This is a genomic window from Kitasatospora purpeofusca (assembly GCF_036010405.1).
In the GTDB taxonomy this organism is placed as follows: Bacteria; Actinomycetota; Actinomycetes; order Streptomycetales; family Streptomycetaceae; genus Kitasatospora; species Kitasatospora purpeofusca.
The window spans coordinates 1471936-1490509 of record NZ_CP108561.1 but is presented as its reverse complement, the minus strand read 5'-3'; the positions used below and the strand labels follow the sequence as shown (position 1 = coordinate 1490509).

17 protein-coding genes are annotated in these 18574 nt (G+C 75.2%); 9 read left to right on the top strand and 8 right to left on the bottom strand.

All coding sequences use genetic code 11. From position 1 onward, the window contains the following. Nucleotides 1-5: 5 nt before the first annotated feature. On the bottom strand, nucleotides 6-737 hold the full coding sequence (locus OG715_RS06470) for a TioE family transcriptional regulator (RefSeq protein ID WP_266276556.1): 732 nt from the start codon (nucleotides 735-737) through the stop codon (nucleotides 6-8). Nucleotides 738-850: 113 nt separating this feature from the next. On the opposite strand from OG715_RS06470, the gene OG715_RS06465 reads away from it, so the two are divergent. From OG715_RS06465 to OG715_RS06455, 3 genes are all read left to right on the top strand, one after another. Beyond that, nucleotides 851-1051: a hypothetical protein gene (locus tag OG715_RS06465; protein WP_327064124.1), complete on the top strand. Its 201-nt coding sequence runs from the start codon at nucleotides 851-853 to the stop codon at nucleotides 1049-1051. A gap of 85 nt (nucleotides 1052-1136) precedes the next feature. Further along, nucleotides 1137-1937, top strand: coding sequence for a siderophore-interacting protein (locus OG715_RS06460; RefSeq protein ID WP_323182289.1), 801 nt, complete (start codon nucleotides 1137-1139; stop codon nucleotides 1935-1937). Between the two features lie 98 nt (nucleotides 1938-2035). Next, nucleotides 2036-3250: an outer membrane protein assembly factor BamB family protein gene (locus OG715_RS06455; protein ID WP_266276558.1), complete on the top strand. Its 1215-nt coding sequence runs from the start codon at nucleotides 2036-2038 to the stop codon at nucleotides 3248-3250. Nucleotides 3251-3707: 457 nt separating this feature from the next. Here OG715_RS06455 and OG715_RS06450 read toward each other — a convergent pair whose 3' ends face one another. From OG715_RS06450 to OG715_RS06440, 3 genes are all read right to left on the bottom strand, one after another. Continuing rightward, complete coding sequence (locus OG715_RS06450) at nucleotides 3708-4520, bottom strand: alpha/beta fold hydrolase (protein WP_327064123.1); 813 nt, start codon at nucleotides 4518-4520, stop codon at nucleotides 3708-3710. Between the two features lie 209 nt (nucleotides 4521-4729). After that, the gene (locus OG715_RS06445; RefSeq protein WP_266276562.1) at nucleotides 4730-5404 is read right to left on the bottom strand and encodes an RES family NAD+ phosphorylase; all 675 of its coding nucleotides are present in this window, start codon (nucleotides 5402-5404) and stop codon (nucleotides 4730-4732) included. 4 nt (nucleotides 5405-5408) lie between these two features. Further along, on the bottom strand, nucleotides 5409-6125 hold the full coding sequence (locus tag OG715_RS06440; protein WP_266276564.1) for a hypothetical protein: 717 nt from the start codon (nucleotides 6123-6125) through the stop codon (nucleotides 5409-5411). A 295-nt stretch (nucleotides 6126-6420) separates the two neighbouring features. On the opposite strand from OG715_RS06440, the gene OG715_RS06435 reads away from it, so the two are divergent. The 5 genes from OG715_RS06435 (at nucleotide 6421) to OG715_RS06415 (ending at nucleotide 14869) form a co-directional block, all read left to right on the top strand. Beyond that, nucleotides 6421-7851 carry a hypothetical protein gene (locus OG715_RS06435; protein WP_266276566.1) on the top strand — a complete coding sequence of 477 codons (1431 nt, stop codon included), beginning with the start codon at nucleotides 6421-6423 and terminating at the stop codon, nucleotides 7849-7851. Further along, nucleotides 7841-9982 carry an AAA family ATPase gene (locus OG715_RS06430; protein WP_266276568.1) on the top strand — a complete coding sequence of 714 codons (2142 nt, stop codon included), beginning with the start codon at nucleotides 7841-7843 and terminating at the stop codon, nucleotides 9980-9982. Before OG715_RS06435 ends, OG715_RS06430 begins: the two co-directional genes overlap by 11 nt. Further along, the gene (locus OG715_RS06425) at nucleotides 9970-10704 is read left to right on the top strand and encodes a 4Fe-4S cluster-binding domain-containing protein (protein WP_323182290.1); all 735 of its coding nucleotides are present in this window, start codon (nucleotides 9970-9972) and stop codon (nucleotides 10702-10704) included. The genes OG715_RS06430 and OG715_RS06425 overlap by 13 nt, the downstream gene beginning before the upstream one ends. Next, the gene (locus OG715_RS06420) at nucleotides 10692-11396 is read left to right on the top strand and encodes an FHA domain-containing protein (protein ID WP_266276570.1); all 705 of its coding nucleotides are present in this window, start codon (nucleotides 10692-10694) and stop codon (nucleotides 11394-11396) included. The genes OG715_RS06425 and OG715_RS06420 overlap by 13 nt, the downstream gene beginning before the upstream one ends. A 230-nt stretch (nucleotides 11397-11626) precedes the next feature. Further along, nucleotides 11627-14869, top strand: coding sequence for a protein kinase domain-containing protein (locus tag OG715_RS06415; protein ID WP_266276572.1), 3243 nt, complete (start codon nucleotides 11627-11629; stop codon nucleotides 14867-14869). A gap of 82 nt (nucleotides 14870-14951) precedes the next feature. On the opposite strand, the gene OG715_RS06410 is transcribed toward OG715_RS06415, so the two are convergent. Continuing rightward, nucleotides 14952-15119, bottom strand: coding sequence for a hypothetical protein (locus tag OG715_RS06410; protein WP_266276574.1), 168 nt, complete (start codon nucleotides 15117-15119; stop codon nucleotides 14952-14954). 165 nt (nucleotides 15120-15284) lie between these two features. After that, complete coding sequence (locus OG715_RS06405; protein ID WP_266276576.1) at nucleotides 15285-15857, bottom strand: TetR/AcrR family transcriptional regulator; 573 nt, start codon at nucleotides 15855-15857, stop codon at nucleotides 15285-15287. Nucleotides 15858-16016: 159 nt separating this feature from the next. Here OG715_RS06405 and OG715_RS06400 point away from each other — a divergent pair, with 159 nt between their 5' ends. Next, nucleotides 16017-16457 carry a nuclear transport factor 2 family protein gene (locus OG715_RS06400; protein WP_266276578.1) on the top strand — a complete coding sequence of 147 codons (441 nt, stop codon included), beginning with the start codon at nucleotides 16017-16019 and terminating at the stop codon, nucleotides 16455-16457. Nucleotides 16458-16578: 121 nt separating this feature from the next. On the opposite strand, the gene OG715_RS06395 is transcribed toward OG715_RS06400, so the two are convergent. Together OG715_RS06395 and OG715_RS06390 are read right to left on the bottom strand one after the other, a co-directional pair. After that, the gene (locus tag OG715_RS06395) at nucleotides 16579-17781 is read right to left on the bottom strand and encodes a serine hydrolase domain-containing protein (RefSeq protein WP_266276580.1); all 1203 of its coding nucleotides are present in this window, start codon (nucleotides 17779-17781) and stop codon (nucleotides 16579-16581) included. A 206-nt stretch (nucleotides 17782-17987) separates the two neighbouring features. Next, nucleotides 17988-18533 (bottom strand): HAD domain-containing protein, encoded by a 546-nt coding sequence (locus OG715_RS06390; RefSeq protein ID WP_266277428.1) that lies wholly within the window; start codon nucleotides 18531-18533, stop codon nucleotides 17988-17990. Nucleotides 18534-18574 lie beyond the last annotated feature (41 nt).

The window sequence follows — 18574 nt, the reverse complement described above, 5'->3', positions numbered from 1 at the left end:
TGGCCCTACCTGCCGGAGCCGGCCGCCGCCGTCAGGTAGGCGCTCAAGTGCGCGGCGGCGCTCAGCATGGCCAGCCCCCGCGCGGTGAGCCGCTCCTGCCAGTCGGCCAGGGCGGCGGCGAGGGCGCTCGTGCCACCGGCGGTCCGGATCTGCTGGACGACGGCCGCGATGTGCGGGAGGCGGTAGCCGCCGCGGCGCAGCAGGTGGGCGAGTTCGGCGTCGCGGACGTCGGTGGCGCGGAAGACGCGGTGGCCGGTCGCGCGGTCGCGCTGGGGGAGGAGGATGCCGGCGGCTTCCCAGGTGCGCAGGGTGGCCGGGGTGAGTCCGAGGCGGTGGGCGAGTTCGCCGATGCTCAGGGCGAGCGGGCCGGGGTCGGGGGCGGGCTCCGCGGCCTCCGCCAGGTGTTCGACCGCTCCCCGGACCGAGGCGAGGGTCTCCCGGTCGCGGAGCAACTGGGCGTGGCCGTGGTCGAGCGCGGTCAGGGCCTCGTCGGTCCGGCCCGCGTGGACGGCGTTCATGACGGCCCCGGCCGTCGCGTGCCCGTGGGCGCGGACGAGGGCGAGGAAGGTGCGCAGCGCCGCCGCGTGCAGCTCGGTGTAGATCCGGTACCCGGTGGGCGTCCGTCCGGCTGTCGGCAGGAAGCCGTCCTGCTCGTAGTTGCGGACGGCCTGCGCGGAGAGGCCGTGCTCGCGTCCCAGGTCGACCGGTCGCAGTCGCTTCGTCGGTTCTGATGGCACTTTGAAACTTTACAGCCGATTCCCCGGGCCGAGAGCAGCAAAGTTTCAACGGGTGCATCAAAGATACGCTTGAGGTGGTCAGGACGGGGGAGCGGCGAGGGGGAGGGGCGGAGATGACCTGGAACGGCGCCGACCGCATTGTGGCCGCGCTGGTCGGCGGCGAGGACTACCTCTTGGTCGCCGGGGGTCGCGGCCGTCCCGCCGCGCCGTCGGCGCGCTCCTGCGCGCCGACACTGCCCCCGCGCTCCTCGACGGCGCCGCGTCACTCCATCGAACCCGCGCGGACGGACGGGGGCGAACGACCTCTGGGGTAGGTTAGCCTTACCTAAATTCAGGTGAGAGGAGACGGCCCTGGCCAGCACCACCGCCCCCGCGCGGTTCCTGCTCTTCCCGCTAGAGGTGGTCCGGACCGCCAGGATCACCCGGCACATGGCCCGCATCACCCTGGGCGGCCCCAGCCTCGCCGGGTTCGTCAACGGCGGGCTCGACCAGCGCGTGAAGCTCCTGCTCCCGCTCCCCGGACAGAGCGAACCCCTGATGCCGGAGGGCGAGGACGACTTCGCCTGGTACCAGCACTGGCGCACCATGGACCCGGCCGTCCGCCCGGTGCTGCGCACCTACACCGTCCGCGCGCAGCGCCACGACCCCGACGAGGTCGACATCGACATCGCCGTCAACGGCGACCACGGCCCCGGCTCCCGCTGGGCGGAGACGGCGGCACCCGGTGACCGGGTGGTCGTCTGCGGACCGGCGGTCGAGGAGGCCGGCGGCGTCGAGTTCCGACTGCCCGACGGGGCGGACTGGGTGCTGCTGGCGGGGGACGAGTCCACCCTGCCCGCCGTGGCCGCGATCCTCGACGAGCTGCCCGCCGGCCTGCCGGTCCGGGTGTTCGCCGAGGTCGAGGGGCCGACGGAGCACGCCTACCTCCCCGCCGGCCGGCCCGGCACCACGATCACCTGGCTGCACCGGGGCACGCCGGGCACCCCCGCCCTGCCCGCCGCCGTCCGCGCCGCCGAACTGCCCTCCGGCACGCCGTACGCGTGGATCGCCGGGGAGGCGGCGGCCGTCCGCACACTCCGCCGCCACCTGGTCGGCGAGCGCGGCTACGACCGGCGCGCCGTCTGCTTCATGGGGTACTGGCGCCTCGGCAGCACCGAGGACCAGCGCGCCGACGAACCGGTGGAGACGGACGCCGACTGACACCTCGGTGCCCGGCGCAGGGCGCCCGGCGGGCCTCGGTCCTCCGGGCGTTCTGCCCGAAAGGGCCGTCCTGCGCCCGAGCCGGAACCGTCCGGTCGGTGCACGAAGTCCTGTCCAGGGTGACCTCCGACGTGACCCCCGACATGCACCCGACCGCGCCCGCAGCAGCCCCCGTCGGCGAGCCCCGGCCCGGGATCCACCGCCGCCGCCTGCTGCTCAGTACCGTGGGCGGCCTCGGCGCCCTCGCGGTCCCGGCCGGCGTCCGGTGGTGGGCGGACCGGGTGCCCGTGCGCGGCCCCCGGATCTGGAGCACGGCCGCCACCGGCGGGCGGATGGTCCTGCCCGCCGGGCCGAGCGAGAGCCTCTACGTGTCCGGGTACGACGGCGCCGTCCGCGCCCACGACCCGCGCACCGGCACCCTCCGCTGGACCCGGGCGGTGCCCGCGGCCGACGCCTCCGACCCCCCGGGCGGCTGGCCGCTCGCCGCCGGGAACGGCACGGTCTGTGTGAACTCCGCGACCGGCGTCCGGGCCCTCGACGCGGCGTCCGGGCAGGTGCGTTGGGAGGTCCAGGTCCCCGACTGGCGGGATCTGTCGGCGGAACAGGGCATCGTGGTGGCCGGCGACCGCGTGCTGACGGGGTACGGGAACGCGCTCCGCTGCCACGACCTGGCCACCGGCGAGGTCCGCTGGAGCACTCCGGCGAACGTCTCGCCCGTGCCGCTCGTGGCCGACGACACCGTCTACGTCCCAGGCCTGACGGGCGGACTGTTCGCCTTCGACGTGCGGAGCGGTGAGCGGCGCTGGGCGCAGGACGCCGTCGGCCCGGTCGACTTCGCGCCGACCGTGCACCGGGGCACCCTGCACGCGGTGTGCAACGACCCCGCGACGGGGGGATCGACCGTGCACGCCCTGGACGCGGGCACGGGCCGGCCGTTGTGGCGGCGCGCTCAGCGCCACAGTCTGGGCGAACTCGCGGTGTCGGACGGGACGGTGTGCCTGCTGAGCGGCACCGCCCTGACCGCCCTGGACGCGGGCACGGGCGACACCCGCTGGACCGCCAGTGTCCCCATGGGCCTCGGCCGGGGCATGAGTTCGGCGGCGGCGGCGGGCGGCGCGGTCTACGTCGGAACGAACGACGACCGCCTCTTCGCCCACGACCTCGCCACGGGACGGCTCCACTGGCGCGACGAACCGGACCGCCTCGCCGCCGACACCGAGTACGCCCACATCGCCCTGGCCGCCGTCGGCCCCGCCGTGTTCCGGTCCGGCCGCACCGGCATCCGGGCCCTCGGCACCCTCCCGGCGGCCTGACGGCCTGACGGAGCGACCCGCGCGCACGAACGATTCGGCTGTGCGGCGAAGAGCTTGCCGCTCCACCCGGCCGGTGGTTCTCTGACGAAGCCAACTCCCGCCGCTGGGGCGGGAGGTGAACGGGGGAGGCTGCAGATGCCGGACTGGACCGGAGGGTTGCCCAGAATGGCCGTCGTGAGCGTTGTCGTGGCGGGCGCGGCGTTCGGGCTCGCGACGCCGTCGCACGCCACGGAGCGGAGGCCCCGGTGCCCATCGCCCACGAACTCGCCCAGGACGCCGAGGCCGCGCACCCGCTGCCGGACCGGGCGAACCAGGGTCACTGATGAGCGGGGGCGACGGCCCTGCGCCACACGGCGCAGGGCCGTCGCCCGTCCGAGGCCGATCGCACGCATGCGGCCAACTCACCTGTACGGCACAACGGTGGCCGGGCAGCGATGACCACTGCCCGGCCCGACCGCTACCGGGCGGACGACTCCAGGAAGAAGTCCGCCACCGCCGGGGCGACGGCGGCGGGATTCGTCTCGGGCCCGAAGTGGTCCAGCTGGGGGAGGAGCAGCAGCCGGGAGCCGGGCAGGACCTCGTGCACGGCGGCGGCGGCACGCCCCGCCCCGGTGCTCCGGGCCTCCTTGCCCGCCATGAGCAGCACGGGCCGGTCGAGCCGCCCGTACTCGCGGAAGGTGTTGTCCCGGGCGGCGATCTCGGCGTGTTCGCGGATCGCCGCAGCCAGCAGGGCGTGCTTCTGCAGCCGCTCGGGCTTCTTGAGGGCGAGCGGGAGGATCAGCCGCAGCAGCCAGCGCGGAGCCTTGCCGCTGGTCCCGGGGTTGACGCCACGGACGAAGGTCAGGAACGCCTCGGCGGGCTTCCCGGCGTCGAGTTCGCGGCGGCACCGCTCGGCCCAGTCGAAGGGGATGGAACCGTCGACGGACACCCCGGGCTCGTAGACGGCGATCCGCTCGAAGGCGGAGCCGGCCAGCGCGGCCTCCAGGGTCAGGAAGCCGCCGAAGCTGTGGCCGAACACGAACCGCGCCCCGGTGGCCGCGCGGACGGCCTCGATGTCCGCGCACTCGGCGGTCGCGCTGTAGGTGTCACCCTGCGGGCCGCTCGTTCCGCGTCCCCGCCGCTCGACGGTGTGCACCGTGAAGCGGTCCGCCAACTCCGCCGCCAGCCCGTCGAAGTCGGCCGCGAGCGCGAACGCCCCGGGCACCAGTAGGAGCCCCGGACCGGAGCCGGTGCTGCGGTAACCGACGGTAGTGCCGTCGGCGGAACGCACCGATCCGATCGTGGTGCCCGGTGTTGTGACGTGCGTGGTCATTCTGTTTCCCCCTGTTGGAACGATCACTTGGCCCGTGCACAGTACGCGGCCGCCGGGGGGACGGGGCAAGCCGTTCCGACGGGTGGGCAGGGCAGGGTGGGCAGGGCGTGCCCGAAACCGCGTGAACACCACCGCCGGAGCGAGGACGACGGTCCGCAGGCTCCGCCTTACGAGCCCTGCCGCCGGGGCGGGTCGACGCGGGTGCGGGCCGGGGCGAGCAGGAGGTTGAGCAGGGCGGCGCCCTCGGCGGTGTCGAGCGGGACGGGCGCGGCGTCGACCGGCTTGACCAGGGGGGTGGCGGCGTCCTGCTCGTAGAGGATGCAGGCGCTGCCGCCCAGGTCGCGCTTGGACGGCCAGCGCAGGCCGAGCGCCTCCGGGGCCTGGCCGCGGATCCAGGCGGCCCAGCGGCGGGTGCGCGGGTAGGCGTCCGGGGTGGAGTGGATCAGCCACTCGTCCTGGTGGACGGCCGCGAGCTGGTCGAGCGTCATCAGGCCGACGAGCGGGATGTCGCAGGTCGTCTCGATCCGCGACAGCACCCGGCCCCGCACCGAGGCGCGCCGGATCCGGCGCCAGCCGCGTTCGTCGAAGGGGATGCCCCGGACCAGCGTCTCCATCACGGCCGTGCGCTCCGAGAACCCCGCGTACAGGTACGGCAGATGGCTGCCGTCGCCCTGGTAGGAGCAGAACCGGCCGCCCTCGTAGTGGCTGTCGGACGGGTTCGGGTTGAACGAGGTGGCCGGGTAGGCGGCCGAGTGCACGCGGTGGAGCACGGTCCCGGCGGGCACCACGTCGAGGTGCGGGGTGGCGCGCGCGGTCGGGGCGGGGACCTTCACGTCGGGCATGCGGTCACCACTCCGCGATCTCGGCGCGGGCTGCGGCGAGCAGTCCGTGCTCGGCGGGGGTGCCCAGCAGGCGGGCGGGGACGGCGTCCAGCCAGGCGTTGGCGCCGAGCCACCAGTCGGCCACGCCCCACGGGTCGTCGTCGGCGTCCAGCAGGCGGTTGACGGCGACCACGACGGGCAGTGGCCGGCCGGAGGCGCCGTCGAACTGGAACGACGGCAGCCGGACGGCGCCCTGGCGGTCGGTCAGCCGGATCAGGTCGGGATCGGCGGGGTCGTGCCCGCCGGACCGGTAGTCGGCGGCGCTGACGGAGTCGGCGGCGAGCAGCCAGTCGTCGGCGTCCTCGGGCGGGGTGGGGAGGGCGTCCGGTTCGGGATCGGCGGGCGTCCCGGGGACCGTGGGCGTCGTGGGTTCCGTGGGACCGGTGACGTCCGCAGACCCTTCGCGGGCCAGTCGGAGCACCTGCAGGACGGCGTCACGGTTCGCCGATTCGAGCCGGACGGCCTGCGAGTAGCGGACCGAGTCCCCCAGTGGCGCACGCACCGGGTGCTCGTCCGGAAGGGCCGCCAGCACCAGCCGGACGATCCTCCGGGCGGTCCGCTCGGGGTCGGCGGACGGGGTGTCGAGCAGGGCCGCGACGGCGGCCTTGGCGGTCCCGTCCAGGTACTCCTGGACCTCGTCCCAGTGCTCGCGCAGGACGTCGAGGACATCGGTCAGTGCCATCGCCCCCACCTCCCGCCCTGGTGCTCCGTGTCTGCGGGTCGTGCGCCAATGTAGCGCGTCGGCGCGTGCCGCGGGCGATGATCCCGGATTGGCAAAGGCGGAACGCAACCGTCTGATCTGCGGCATGATGGGCCCTCAGCAGCACTTCGGGGGTGGTGCCGGTTCGCGCGCGGTCGAGATGTCTCGTACACGACCCGCACCGGCCCCGGCGGCGCGCGAGGGGTGAGAACCGGACCGGTGCCAACTCCCGGTCGGTGCGCGCCGCAGGTCATGACTCGCGCTCGGAAGGCGGCCGGTGAGCAGTTCCGCGGGATACGGGTGGTCCTACGTCGACCAGGAGGCCGAGCGCCGCAGGCAGTTGCGCGCCCGGCTCGCCGCCGAGGCGCAGCGGGCCGAGAACCTGCGCCGGGCCGAGGCGCGGCGGGCGGAGCTGCGGGCCCGGCTGGGCGAGCTGAACGAGCAGGCCCAGGGGCTGCGCGGGGAGGCCGGGCAGCTGCGGCGCGCCTACCGCACCGCCCGGGTCGCGGTGGAGACGGTGACCGTCGGGGCCGGGGCGGACGAGGCCGAGCTGACGCGGGCGGTCGAGCGGGCCCGGGCGGCGAACGCGCGGGCCGCCCAGGAGCTGGCCGAGGCGGTGCAGGACGTGTGGTCGGCCGTACTGCCGGAGGCGGTGGCCGAACCGGAGCGTTCGCGCCCGTCCCGTGCGGAGGCGCGCCGCAGCGCCGGAGAGGCGAAGGCGGCCGCCGCGGCCGAGGCCGAGGCCCTCGCCGAGCGGGCCCGGGCCGAGCAGGCCGACCGCGTCGAGCGGGTCCGGCCGGGCGCGCTCGTCGAGGCCCAGGCGGTCCTCGACCGCGACGTGCCCCGCTGCGACCCGGCCGACCTGGAACGGGTGGCGGGCCTGGTCCGCGCGCTCAGGGAGGCCGCCACCGTCCCCGAGGTGCGGGCCACGCTCACCGACCTCGCAGCCCTGGTCCAGCACTCGGTGGGGCGCCGTGCCCGCGACGAGGAGCGGGCCGAACTGCGCGCGGCCCTGACCGAGTTGGTGCAGGAGGCGGAGCCGGACGAACGCGACCGGCTGCTCGCCGACCTCGCCGCCGCCGAGGACCCTGCCTTCCTGCGGCCCGCCGTGGAGGCGGCCGTGGCGCGGGCCGACGCCCGCCGCAACCGGGTGCCGGTGGCGGCGGCGCTCGCCGAGGTGCTGCGCGGGCGGGACTACCTGGTCGGCGAGGACTTCGAGGACCTGCTCGCCGCCGAGGGCGAGGTGGTGGTGCCGTTCGGCGACCCGGACCCGGGCGGGGCCGCTGCGGCCGGGGGAGGACAGGTCGAGGGCTTCGAGGACGGCCGCGAACCGCCGGCCGCCGGGTACGGGCTGCGCCTGGTGCTGGCCCCGGACCGGGCGACCCTCTCCACGGCGGTGGTCCGCCGGGAGGACGCCGGTACCGGCGACGCCTGGCAGGACGAGGAGCAGGACGAGAGCGTCCAGCAGTGGTTCTGCGAGGAGCAGTTGCCCGCGATCGAGGAGGGCGTCCGGCTGCAGGGCGTGCGGCTGGAGCGGACGTCCGCGATGGCGCCGGGCGCGATGGCCGCGGGTACCGTCCCCGGCGGGTCGTGGCCGCAGCCGCCGTCCGCCGCGACCCCGCGCCGCCGCGGCAGCCGGTCGAAGCGCTCCGGCGCCACCGGGGCCGCCGCCGTCCGCAAGCCGCAGGAGCGTGGCCGTGAGCGCTGAGCAGCAGGGGGACCCGGCCGGTCTGCGCAAGGACGCGCCGCCGCCCGGCCCCGACGCCACGAGCAATGCCCGCAACAGCACCGACCCCCGCCCTGCGGCGCCCAGTTGGATCCGCGAGCTGGACATGGCGCTCACCGTCCACCCGCAGGTGCTGCTGACCGGGAACGTCCGCGACCAGTACCTGCTGCCCGACGACCACGCGGCCGGCAGCAGCGCCACCCTCGCGCCGTACAGCCTCGGCGGGGTGATCGAGTCCCTCTGCGCCGCCCGGGGTTACGGCGCGCTCGCCTTCCTCGACCAGGTGCACGAGCGGATCACGCTGCTGCGGCTGAGCGCGACCGTCGAGCAAGTGCCGCCGGTACTACGGGAGTTCGCCGAGCGGGACGAGAAGTGGCGGCGCGGCCGGGACGGTCAGGGCACGGACGGCGCCGACGACGAGGACGAGCCGGAGATGCTGGACCGGCTGCGCGACGCGATGGTGGGCGTCGTCCATCACCCCGGCCCGCCGATCGGACTGGTCGTCCCCTACTCCGGCCGGCTCGGCTCTCCGCAGGCGCCCGTCGCCGGGGAGGCCGCCCGGCTGTTCGCGGCAGCCGAGGAACTCGGCCACACCGCCCGGCCGGTGCAGGGCGCGAGCGCCGTCACGCCGTACAACACGGTGTTCTGGGTGGTGGAACGGCAGGAGGAGCTGCCCAGGGAGTTCGCGGTCGGCAGCCGCGCGGTGCGGGTGATCAGCGTCCCGCAGCCGCCGCACGACCAGCGGCTCGCCGCCGCCCGGCACGTGGTCGGCGGGCTCGCCCGCTACCAGGCGGCGACCGGCGGACCGATCCTCACCGAGGCCGAGACCGCGACGGCGGCCAAGGCGCTCGCCGACTCCTCGCACGGCATGGGAAGTTCGGAGGTGATGGCGATCGGCCGGATGGCCCTGGACCGGAACCTTCCGGTGCAACGGCTGGACGAAGCCGCCCGCCTCTACCGGATCGGCGTGCTCGACAACCCGTGGGCCACCGCCGAACTGCGCGAACGCATCGCCACGGGCGAGGAGTTCCTCAACGGCAAGGTGATCGGCCAGCCGTACGCGGTGCGCCGCACGCTGGAGATCTTCATGCGCTCGGCGGCCGGGCTGAACGGCGCCCAGGCGTCCAGTTCGCCCAGCCGTCCGCGCGGCACCCTGTTCCTGTCCGGCCCGACCGGCGTCGGCAAGACCGAACTCGCCAAGGGCGTCGCGGAGATGATCCTCGGCAAGGACGCCCGGCCGATCCGCTTCGACATGAGCGAGTTCGCCGAGGAGCACGCCCGGGACCGGCTGATCGGCGCCCCGCCCGGCTTCGTCGGCCACGACGCGGGCGGCGAACTCACCAACGCCGTCCGGGCCAACCCGATGAGCGTGCTGCTCTTCGACGAGATCGACAAGGCGAACCCCAGGCTGTTCGACCTCTTCCTCCAGATCCTGGAGGACGGCCGGCTCACCGACGGCCGGGGCGCCACCGTCTACTTCACCGAGTGCGTCCTGGTCTTCACCTCGAACCTCGGCATCACGGCCGCCGGGACGGGCGAGCCGCCGAAGGACGGGGCGGGCACCGGGGACGCGGGCGCCTCCACCACTGGTGGCACCGGCGGTGGCACCGGCGAGGCCGGGGGGACCGGCGCCACGGAGGCCGCCCCCCGCACCACCCGGGGCCAACTGAGTCGCCACGACGATCCGACGGAGGTCCGCCATCGCCTGCGGCAGGCCTTCGACATCTTCTTCAACGACGTCATCAAACGGCCCGAGCTGCGCAACCGCTTCGGTGACAACTTCATCCCGATGGACTTCATGCAGGAGAAGTGGGTGCCGCGGATCCTCGACAAGGCCATCGCCTCCGTCGCGGGCCGCGTCCTGGAGACCCACGGCGCCGAGCTGGTCCTCGCCGACGACGCGTGGGAGGTGCTGCGGGTCGAGGCGACCCGGCGGCTGGACCACGGCGGCCGAGGGGTGCTGACCGCCGTCGAATCGGCACTGGTCAACCCGCTCGCCAAGGAGGTCTTCCGGACCCCGCCCCGCCGGGGCGAGCGGCTTCGGGTCGTCGCGATCGAGGGCGACGGGGACGGCGAGGTCTACCGGCTGGAGGTCGAGCGGTGGCAGGGCTGAGCGCGGCCGGCGGCACTCCGGCGACTGCCGCTGCCGCTGCCGCTGCCGAGACCGCGACTCCGGCCGTCGCCGCCCTCGTCGGCCAGGTCTACCGGCCGGTGACCTCGCTCGGGCCCGGCCGACGGCTCGGCGTCTGGTTCCAGGGCTGCACCCTGGCCTGCCCCGGCTGCATGTCCCGGCACACCTGGGAGGCCACCGGAGGGCGGGAGTTGACCGTCGAGCGGTTCGCCGCCCTGTGGCGGGCGGCACTCGCCGACGGTCTCGACGGCCTCACCGTCAGCGGCGGCGAACCGCTGGAGCAGCCGGCCGCCCTCGCCGCGCTGCTCGCCGCCGCCGACGTCGAGCGCCGTCGCGCGGGGCGCCCGGCCGATCTGCTGGTGTACACCGGCTGGGAACCGGAGGAACTGGCCGCCGACCCGGCCACCGCCGCCGCGCTGGACGGCGCGGACGCGGTGATCACCGGCCGCTACCGGGCCGGGCAGCCCACCGGGCTCGCCTGGCGCGGCTCGGCCAACCAGCGGCTGACCACCCGCACGGCGCTCGGCCGGGAGCGGTACGCGCCCTACCTGGACCACCGGCCGGAGCGGCCCGAGCTCCAGGTGCGGGTGAGCGAGGGCGAGGTCCGGGTGATCGGGGTGCCGCGCCCCGGGGACCTGGGCCGGATCGAACGAGACCTGGTCCGACGCGGCGTGACCCTCCGGGAGACCTCGTGGCGACCGTGATCTACCGCTGCCCGGTGGGAGCGCCGGGGGAGTGCCCGCCCTCCGCCACCCGGGGGTACTGCCAGGTGCACATGTTCCAGCAACTGGAGCGCCACGACCCGGCCGAGGACGTCCCGGCGGCCGGGGCCCCGGCCGACGCCCGGGCCGCCACGCCGGCCGACGCGGCCCCGGTCGATGCTTCGTCCGCCGGTCCGCGATCGGCCGTCGACCCGGAGGCCGCGACCCGCCCGGCGCGCCCCGCACAACCGCAGCAGAACCGGCACCGGCAGCAGCAGGGCCAGCAGCAGCAGGGCCAGCAGCAACAGGACCGGCAGCAACAGGACCGGCGGCCACAGCCGCGACCCGCCCGACCGCCGGCGATCAGGCTGGCCCTGATCGTCGCCGGGGTCCTGCTGCCCGTCCGCGCCGAACACCGGCGCGGGGGCGGCGGACTGGCGATCGGCCGCGACGAGCCCGACTGCGCGGCGGTCCCCGGTCTGGCCGGCCTCGACCAGCTCTCCCGGCACCACGCCCGGCTGCGCTGGATCGACGGCGCGCTGTACGTCGAGGACCTGCGCTCGACCAACGGCACCTTCGTCGACGGTCGCCGGATCGAGGAGCCGACCCGGATCGGACCGGGACGCCGGTTGAGGTTCGCGCTGGACCTGGACGTCCAGGTGGTCGAGATCGACGAGTTCGGCGCGCCCCGGTGAGCCGGGGCCGTGAGGAGGAGAACGGCGCGATGGCCGACACACCGCCGGAGCCCGGCCCGCCCACCCGCGTGCAGCGCCCGAGGACCGATCCCGGCGCCGCTGCCGAGAGCCCGCGTACTCGCGTGCAACGTCCGAAGGCCGATCCCGGCGCCTCCGCCGAGAGCCCGCCCACCCGCGTGCAGCGCCCGAGGACCGATCCCGGCGCCGCTGCCGAGAGCCCGCGTACTCGCGTGCAACGTCTGAAGGCCGATCCCGGCGCCTCCGCCGAGAGCCCGCGCACCCGTGTGCAGCGCCCGAACACGGACTCCGGCGCCGCCGCCGAGAGCCCGCGCACCCGTGTGCAACGTCCGAAGGCCGACTCCGGCGCCACCGCCGCTACGGGCGCCGTCCCCGGCGCGCGCACCCGCGTCCAGCGCCCGGGCGGCCCGGTCCCGCCCAGGCCCCCCGCCGAACCGTCGCCCACCACCACCGCCGGCCCGACCGCCGACCCCACCGACCCCACGACCGACCCCACCACCGGCTTCCCCAGCGCCCTCACCGACCGCTACCGCCCCGTCGGCCGGGTCGGCTCCGGCAGCGAGGGCACCGTCTGGCACGTCCGCCGCGCCGACGTCCGCGCCGGTGGCCGCACCGACGGCCGTGCCGGTGGCGACGCGGCCGTGAAGGTCGGCAACCCGGGCGTGCGGGCCGACACCGAACTCCTCGCCCACCTCGCCGGCGACCCGCTCTTCCGCCGCCACGTCCCCGAGATCCTCGGCCACGGCCGGGTCGAGCACGCGGGCGCGCTCTGCGACTGGTTGGCGATGGAGTACCTCCCCCTCACCCTCGCCGACCACGTCGCCGCGCTGCGAGGGCAGGGCCGACTCGGCCGCCGGGGCGAGGCCGAGCGGATCATCCGCGAACTGGTCGACCTGCTGGAGTTCTGGCAGGTGAGGATCAAGCGCAACCCGGTCGACTTCAAGCCCGCCAACATCCTGGTCCGCCAGGGCGGCCGGAACGGCGGCTCCGCCACCGAGTTCGTCGTCGCCGACTTCGGCGGCGTGGCCAAGCTGACCGCCAGCCGTCGCTTCTCCACCGACATGCAGGTCACCGTCGCCTACATGGCACCGGAACAACTCGCGGGCAGCAACGACCCGGCCGGGCCGTGGTGGGCGCTCGGCACCATCCTCTACGAGGTGTTCACGGGCGCGAGCCGCTACCGTCGCGCGGACGGCGGTCTGGTCAGCGACGAGGCCCTGCAGTTCCGGCTGGTGATGGACGACGAGGTGGACCTCGCCGCCGTTCCCGACGAGCGCCACCGGCTGCTGCTCCAGGGACTCTTCACCAAGGATCCGGCCGACCGGTGGACGGCGCCGCAGGTCCGGGCCTGGCTGAACGGCGAGAGCCCGGAGGTGGTCCGCAGCCGCGTCGCCCCGCCGCCGCCCGCACCGACCCCGCCGCCCGGGCCCAAGCACCGTCCGATCGCCTTCCGGGGTGAGGACTTCCACGAACCGGCGGCGCTCGCCGAGGCGCTGCTCAAGCGCTCCGCGGACGGGGCGGCCTGGCTGGTCAGCGGCGGCGCCCGGCGGCTGCGCGACTGGCTCCGGGACGAGGTCAAGGACACCGTCCTCGACCTGCACTACCTCAAGGACGTCGACCGCGGCACCTCCGCCGAGAAGTCGGCGGCGGCCTCCCGGGCGGTGCTGGCCCTCGGCGCCGCGTTCACCCCCGAGGCGGTCCCGTACGTGCGGGACCGCCGGGTGGACGCGGCCGGGCTGGTGGAACTGGCCGAGCAGCCGGACGCGCCGACCGTGGTCGACGAACTGGTCGCGGCCGGGCTGCTCGGGCTCGCCGCCCGCTTCCACTGCGGCCACCCGGCCTGCCCGGAGCGGGCCTGCGCCCGGCTGCTGGGGCTCACCGAGCTCGCCGCCGTGCTGAACCGGGTCGAGCGCGAGGCCCGCACCCTCGGCGGCCGCAACGGCAACAACGCCAACGACGGCAACAACGGCCGCAACGCCAACAACGGCAACGCCAACAACGGCAACGCCAACAACGCCCAAGGCACCAACGCCGACGGCCGCCTCACCGCCGCCGAGCGCAAGGCCGCCCGCCGCTGGATCCTGCTGCTCACCCTCCAGCCGGACGGGCAGCGACGCGCCCTCGTCCGCCGTCTCTCCGCCCTGCCCGGCCCGCTGGGCGCCCTGCCCGCACCGGTCCACTCGACCGTGACCGCCGTCGCCGACGGGGCGGGCGCCGTGGCGGCGCGGGTGCGCGGCGGCGGCCGGGAGCGGTTCCGGCGCAACTGGTCGGAGCTGCGCCGCCGGGCGCTCACCGCCTACCCGGCGACGGCCGACGGACGGGGCGTGCTCGCCGCGGCGGCCGTGCTCCAGGTGCGGAGCGTGCGGTCCGGCGGCGCACGGCGCGGCCGCAACCGGGGGGCGTGGAAGGCGGATCTTCGCGCCTGGCGGAGCGGTGCGCAGAGCGCGCTGCCCCGCCGCGCGGTCGCCGGTGTGCTGCTGTTCCTCTGCCTCGCCGCCACCCTCTGGGCGGGCGCGGTCTGGCGGATCTCCGTGGACGCCGGGGTGGGTGGGTCCGTGGCGCCCGGCGGCGTGTTCGGCGGCCCGCTGCGGACGGCGGGGGAGGCCGCCGCGCGCGCGACGGCCGGTCAGCTCGGCGCCGCCCTGGTCGCCGCCGTCGCGGTGGCCGCGTTCCCGGCCAGGATCGGGCGCCGGATCCTGTTCCTTGCCGCCGCCTCCTCCTACGCCATCGGCTATCTGCACCTCGGGCCGCCGATGACCGTGCTCCGGCCGCCGCAGGCGGTGATCGACCGGGTGGTCATGTTCGAGGGCGGTACGGCGAGTTGGGCCGGTGCGATCGCGACGGCGACGCCGGTCCTGGTGCTGCTCGTCAACGGCCGCTCGGTGCGCTGGCTGCTCACCCCGGCGCACGAGGCCGCGCAACGGGCGGTCGGCGACCGCCGCAACCTCGCCACCCGCCGCCGCGCCCGGGGCAACGGCACCGGCGCGGCCCGGGGTTGGCGCCCCGGCCGCGACGGCTACCGGGACCGGCTGCTGTTCTGGCTCGGCGGGACGCTGGTGCTGACCCTGGTCCTCTGGGCGGCGGTCGAAGTCCGGCTGGCCGTGGTCCACCGCGACCACCACCCGACCCCGGAGTCCTGGGGCACCGGCCAGGTCGGCGCGGCCTACCAGGCCGACTACCTGCTCCTGCTGGCCTTCCTCACCCTCGTCGCCGCAGCGACCGTCCCGCGCGCGGCCCGCCGCCTGCTGGCCGCCGCCGCGGTCGGCACGGCGGTCCTCGGCGCCTGGCCGCCGCCGCTGGGCCCGCTGGAGGCGCTGCGCATCCCCGTTCTGGGCCCGTGGTTCCGCTCGCTCGCCGAGATCTGGGGCCATGCCGCCTTCTGGGCGGCGGTCCTGGTGATGCTCCCGCTCGCCTGCTACCTGGCCGTCTGGACCTCCCGCCGGATCGGCGAGTAGGAACCAGGAGGAACGAGCAGGAACGAGCAGGAACGAGCAGGAAGTCGGCCGGCCCGACTTCCTGCTCCGGCACCCCGCCCCGCTACGGGCAGAGGCGCCCCGGGCGGCACTCGGGGTCGGCGTCGGCGGGGCGGTAGTTGGACCACCACAGCGCCCGCTGGCCGTAGTAGACGACCAGGTTGCCGCCGTTCTGGACGGCGAGGTAGGCGCCGGGGTGGCCGGCGGTGCGGCTCTCCCACAGCGGGCGCATGGCGGCGTCGTAGGCGGTGAGATTGCCGTCGGCCTGGACGTAGAAGGACGAGCCGAGGCCGTAGGTGCCGATCCCTCGAATCCGGACGCACGGAGGGCGGGGAGGGCGGGGAGGGCGGGGAGGGTCCCGGTTCGGGGGTTCAGTGCCGGGGTTCAGTGCCGGGGTTCAGCGCGGGCGCAGCCCGGTGAACACCACGTCGAGGACGCGCCCGTGGGCGGCCGGGTCGGGGCCGAGCTGCTCCAGGGTGACTCCGGTGCCGACGAGCAGGGCGACCAGTTCGGGCAGGGTGAGGTCCGCGCGGACGGCCCCGGCCCGCTGGGCGCGGTCCAGCAGTTCCGCCAGCCGGGTGCGGATGACGTCGGAGGACGCGCGCAGCGAGGAGTGCACGTCGATGCCGGCCGCGGCGAGGGCCCGGGCGAACTCGTCCTTTCCGGCGGACTGTTCGACGATCAGCCGGAAGCAGCCGAAGAAGGCGTCGGCGGGTTCGGCCCCGGCGGCCAGTTCGGCCGTCCGGGCCGCGATCGTCTCCAGCCGGCGCACCATCACCGCCTCCAACAGGGCTTCCTTGGTGGGGAAGTGCCGGAACAGCGTGCCGACGCCGACACCGGCGGCGCGGGCGATCTCCTCCGTCGGCACACCGGCGCCGCAGGTGGTGAACACCTCGGTGGCGGCGTCCAGCAACTTGGCCCGATTGCGGGCCGCGTCCGCCCGGAGCGGGCGCTCCTGTGTGCCGCTCATCCTCTCAACTCCCTTTCGTCGGAAGGCGGGAACGCCGGACGGCGGACCCTGGACAACCGGACTGCCCAGTCCGTATCGTCGTACCGGAGTCGCTGGTCCGGTTGTGCCGGCCGCATTCTCGTCCTTGTCGTTCCGTCCTTGTCGTTCCGGGGGTTGATCATGTCCGAAACGCGGTCACCGCGCGAGACCTTGCACGCACTGCTCGACGGCATCACGGCCGGACGCTTCACCGAACTCGTCGAGCTCTACGCCGAGGACATCGTGGTGGAGACGCCCCTCGAACCCGGCGGGCCGGGCCGGTTCGAGGGGCGGAAGGTGCTCGCCGAGCGGTTCGCGCAGGTCGGCGAGCACTCCCCACTGGAGCTGAGCCACCGGAACGTGGTGGTCCGCGAGACCGACGACCCCGAGGTGATCGTCGCCGAGTGGGACTACGAGGTGCGCCACCGCACCACCGGGCGGAGCCTCACCGCCGCGAACATCCAGGTCCTGCGGGTGCGGGACGGACTCATCGTGCACAGCCGCGACTTCCACGACCACCTGGCGCTCGCCGCGCTCACCGGCACGCTGCCGCAGCTGGTCGCGGCCCTGGAGGCGGAGTAGCCGCAGGCGGTCACGTCCCCTCCTTCCCGTCGGCGCGGGAGACGCGGGAGACGCGGGAGACACGGGAGACGCGGGAGGCCGGTCCGCCCGGCCCCCGCGCCCCTCGGAGCCTGCGGAGGCGCTACTTGCCGGGCGGGATGTCGTAGACGTGATCGGGCGTCACGATGCTGGTGACCGCCTTGCCGACCAGCGTGCTGGGCTCCGAATTCTGGGCGGTGATGTCGGAGTTGAGCAGCAGCACCAGGGTCGCGCACTCCTCCGGCAGGTAGATCGTCAGGCTCTCGTAGCCGGGTAGCGAGCCGTTGTGGCCGATCCAGCCGCCGATGTTGAAGATCCCGAGCCCGTAGTCCGCCCCGGGGATCCCGGTCGGCAGCATCCTCAGGCGCTGCTCCTGGGTGGCGGGGGACAGCAGGGTGCCGGTGGCGAGGTCCTTCGCCCAGTGCTTCAGGTCGCGCAGATCGGACACCATCGCACCCGCCGACCAGGCCCAGGAGGGGTTCCAGTGGGTGGAGTCGGCGATCTCCCCGGACAGCGTCTGGTCGGTGTAGCCGTGCGCGTACGGCGCCGGGAGCGCGGTGCCCTCCGGGTAGAGGGTGTGCCCCAGGCCGCTCGGCCCGGTGATCCGGTCACGGACGAACTGCTCGATGCTCTGCCCGCTCAGCTTCTCCACCAGCAGGCCGAGCAGGATGTAGTTGCTGTTCGAGTACTGGTAGCGGGTGCCCGGCGGGAACACGTTGTCGTGCTTGTACCCGTACGCGAGCAGCTCCTGCGGGGTGAACACCCGCTGCGGGTCGCCCAGGAAGTCGTTCCCGAAGTCCGCGTCCGCGCTGTACGGGAACAGCCCGCTGCGCATCTCCAGCAGCTGGCGCACGGTGATGACCTCCCCGCACGGGACGCCGCCCAGGTAGGTCGCGATCGGCTCGTCCAGGCCGACCAGGCCCTCGTCCACCAACTGCAGCACGGCGGTCGCGGTGAAGGTCTTGGTCTCGCTGCCGATCCGCTGGTTCAGCCGGTCCGTCATCGGCGCGCCGGTCTCCTTGTCGGCCACGCCGAAGGCGCGGACGTACCGCCCCCGCCCCGGCAGCCACAGCCCGACCTGCACCCCGGGGATGCCCGCCTCCCGCATCACCCGCTGCACGGCCTCGTCGAGCTTCGCCCGCAACTCCGGGCTCAACTCCCTTGCCTCGTCGTCCTCCACGCCGCTGTACACCGCCGGCACGGCCGCGCCCGCGAGCGTGGGCGCCCCGGCCGCCGTCAGCGGCATCAGTCCGGCGACGGCGAGTGCCGCCACGGCGAGCGTACGGACCGGCGAACGTCTTCTCATGATCCAGGGCCTCTCTGCGATTCGGGGAATCCGCTCCGCCGATCGTCGGCGAGGAGCCCCCGCGAACTACCCCGTTCATCTGTACGAACCATCACGAACCGCCCCGATCCACCCGATCGGCGGACCCGGAGCGGGGTGCGTGGCCGCAGACGGAGTCGCAGGCCGCACCGCTCCACCGAACCGGGGCGGGGTGCGCCCCGCCGGGTTCACGGGCCGGACGACTCGGCGGCCCAGTCCGCCAGAGTGGTGAAGTCGGCCGCCGTCAGGCCCACCCGGGGGTCGATGCGGTGGAGCAGGGCCGGGCCGGTGTGGTGGGTGGCGACCCAGGTGCGGTCGGCGTCCGTGATCTCGTCGTCGACCCAGGCGAAGGGGCGGCCCCGGGCCCACGCGACGATGGCGGGGGTCTTCCAGAACACGCCGTCCCCGGGCTGCGGCCGGGGGTCGGGCCAGGTGATGACGGGGAGTTCGGGCAGGCCCAGCAGTGGGGCGAGGAAGTCGTTGGCCTCTGCCTCCCACGTTGTCGCCCAGGCGAGATCGAAGGGGAGTGCGGCGAGGGCCGGGCCGTGGGCGGGGTCGAGCCAGACCCGGAGGGGCTTGACCGGCTTGTCGGGCAGGCCGTAGGCACGGAGGCGAGCGCGTTCGGCGGCGTGCCAGCGGGGCGTCAGCAGCCGGTGGGTCTCGTAGCCCTCGGGGCGGCGGTACGGCTTGGCCGCGTACGGGTTCAGGGGGCCGTCGACGTCGAGCAGGAGCAGGGGTTGCACCGGTTCACCTCCGGGGATCGCTCCCGCACCGT

Coding starts and splice junctions, on each gene's coding strand:
- OG715_RS06445 (WP_266276562.1), bottom strand. CDS start 5,404: ATGCCCGACGTGAAGGTCCCCGCCCCGACCGCGCGCGCCACCCCGCAC.
- OG715_RS06395 (WP_266276580.1), bottom strand. CDS start 17,781: ATGAGAAGACGTTCGCCGGTCCGTACGCTCGCCGTGGCGGCACTCGCC.
- OG715_RS06465 (WP_327064124.1), top strand. CDS start 851: ATGACCTGGAACGGCGCCGACCGCATTGTGGCCGCGCTGGTCGGCGGC.
- OG715_RS06405 (WP_266276576.1), bottom strand. CDS start 15,857: ATGAGCGGCACACAGGAGCGCCCGCTCCGGGCGGACGCGGCCCGCAAT.
- OG715_RS06400 (WP_266276578.1), top strand. CDS start 16,017: ATGTCCGAAACGCGGTCACCGCGCGAGACCTTGCACGCACTGCTCGAC.
- OG715_RS06410 (WP_266276574.1), bottom strand. CDS start 15,119: ATGCGCCCGCTGTGGGAGAGCCGCACCGCCGGCCACCCCGGCGCCTAC.
- OG715_RS06440 (WP_266276564.1), bottom strand. CDS start 6,125: ATGGCACTGACCGATGTCCTCGACGTCCTGCGCGAGCACTGGGACGAG.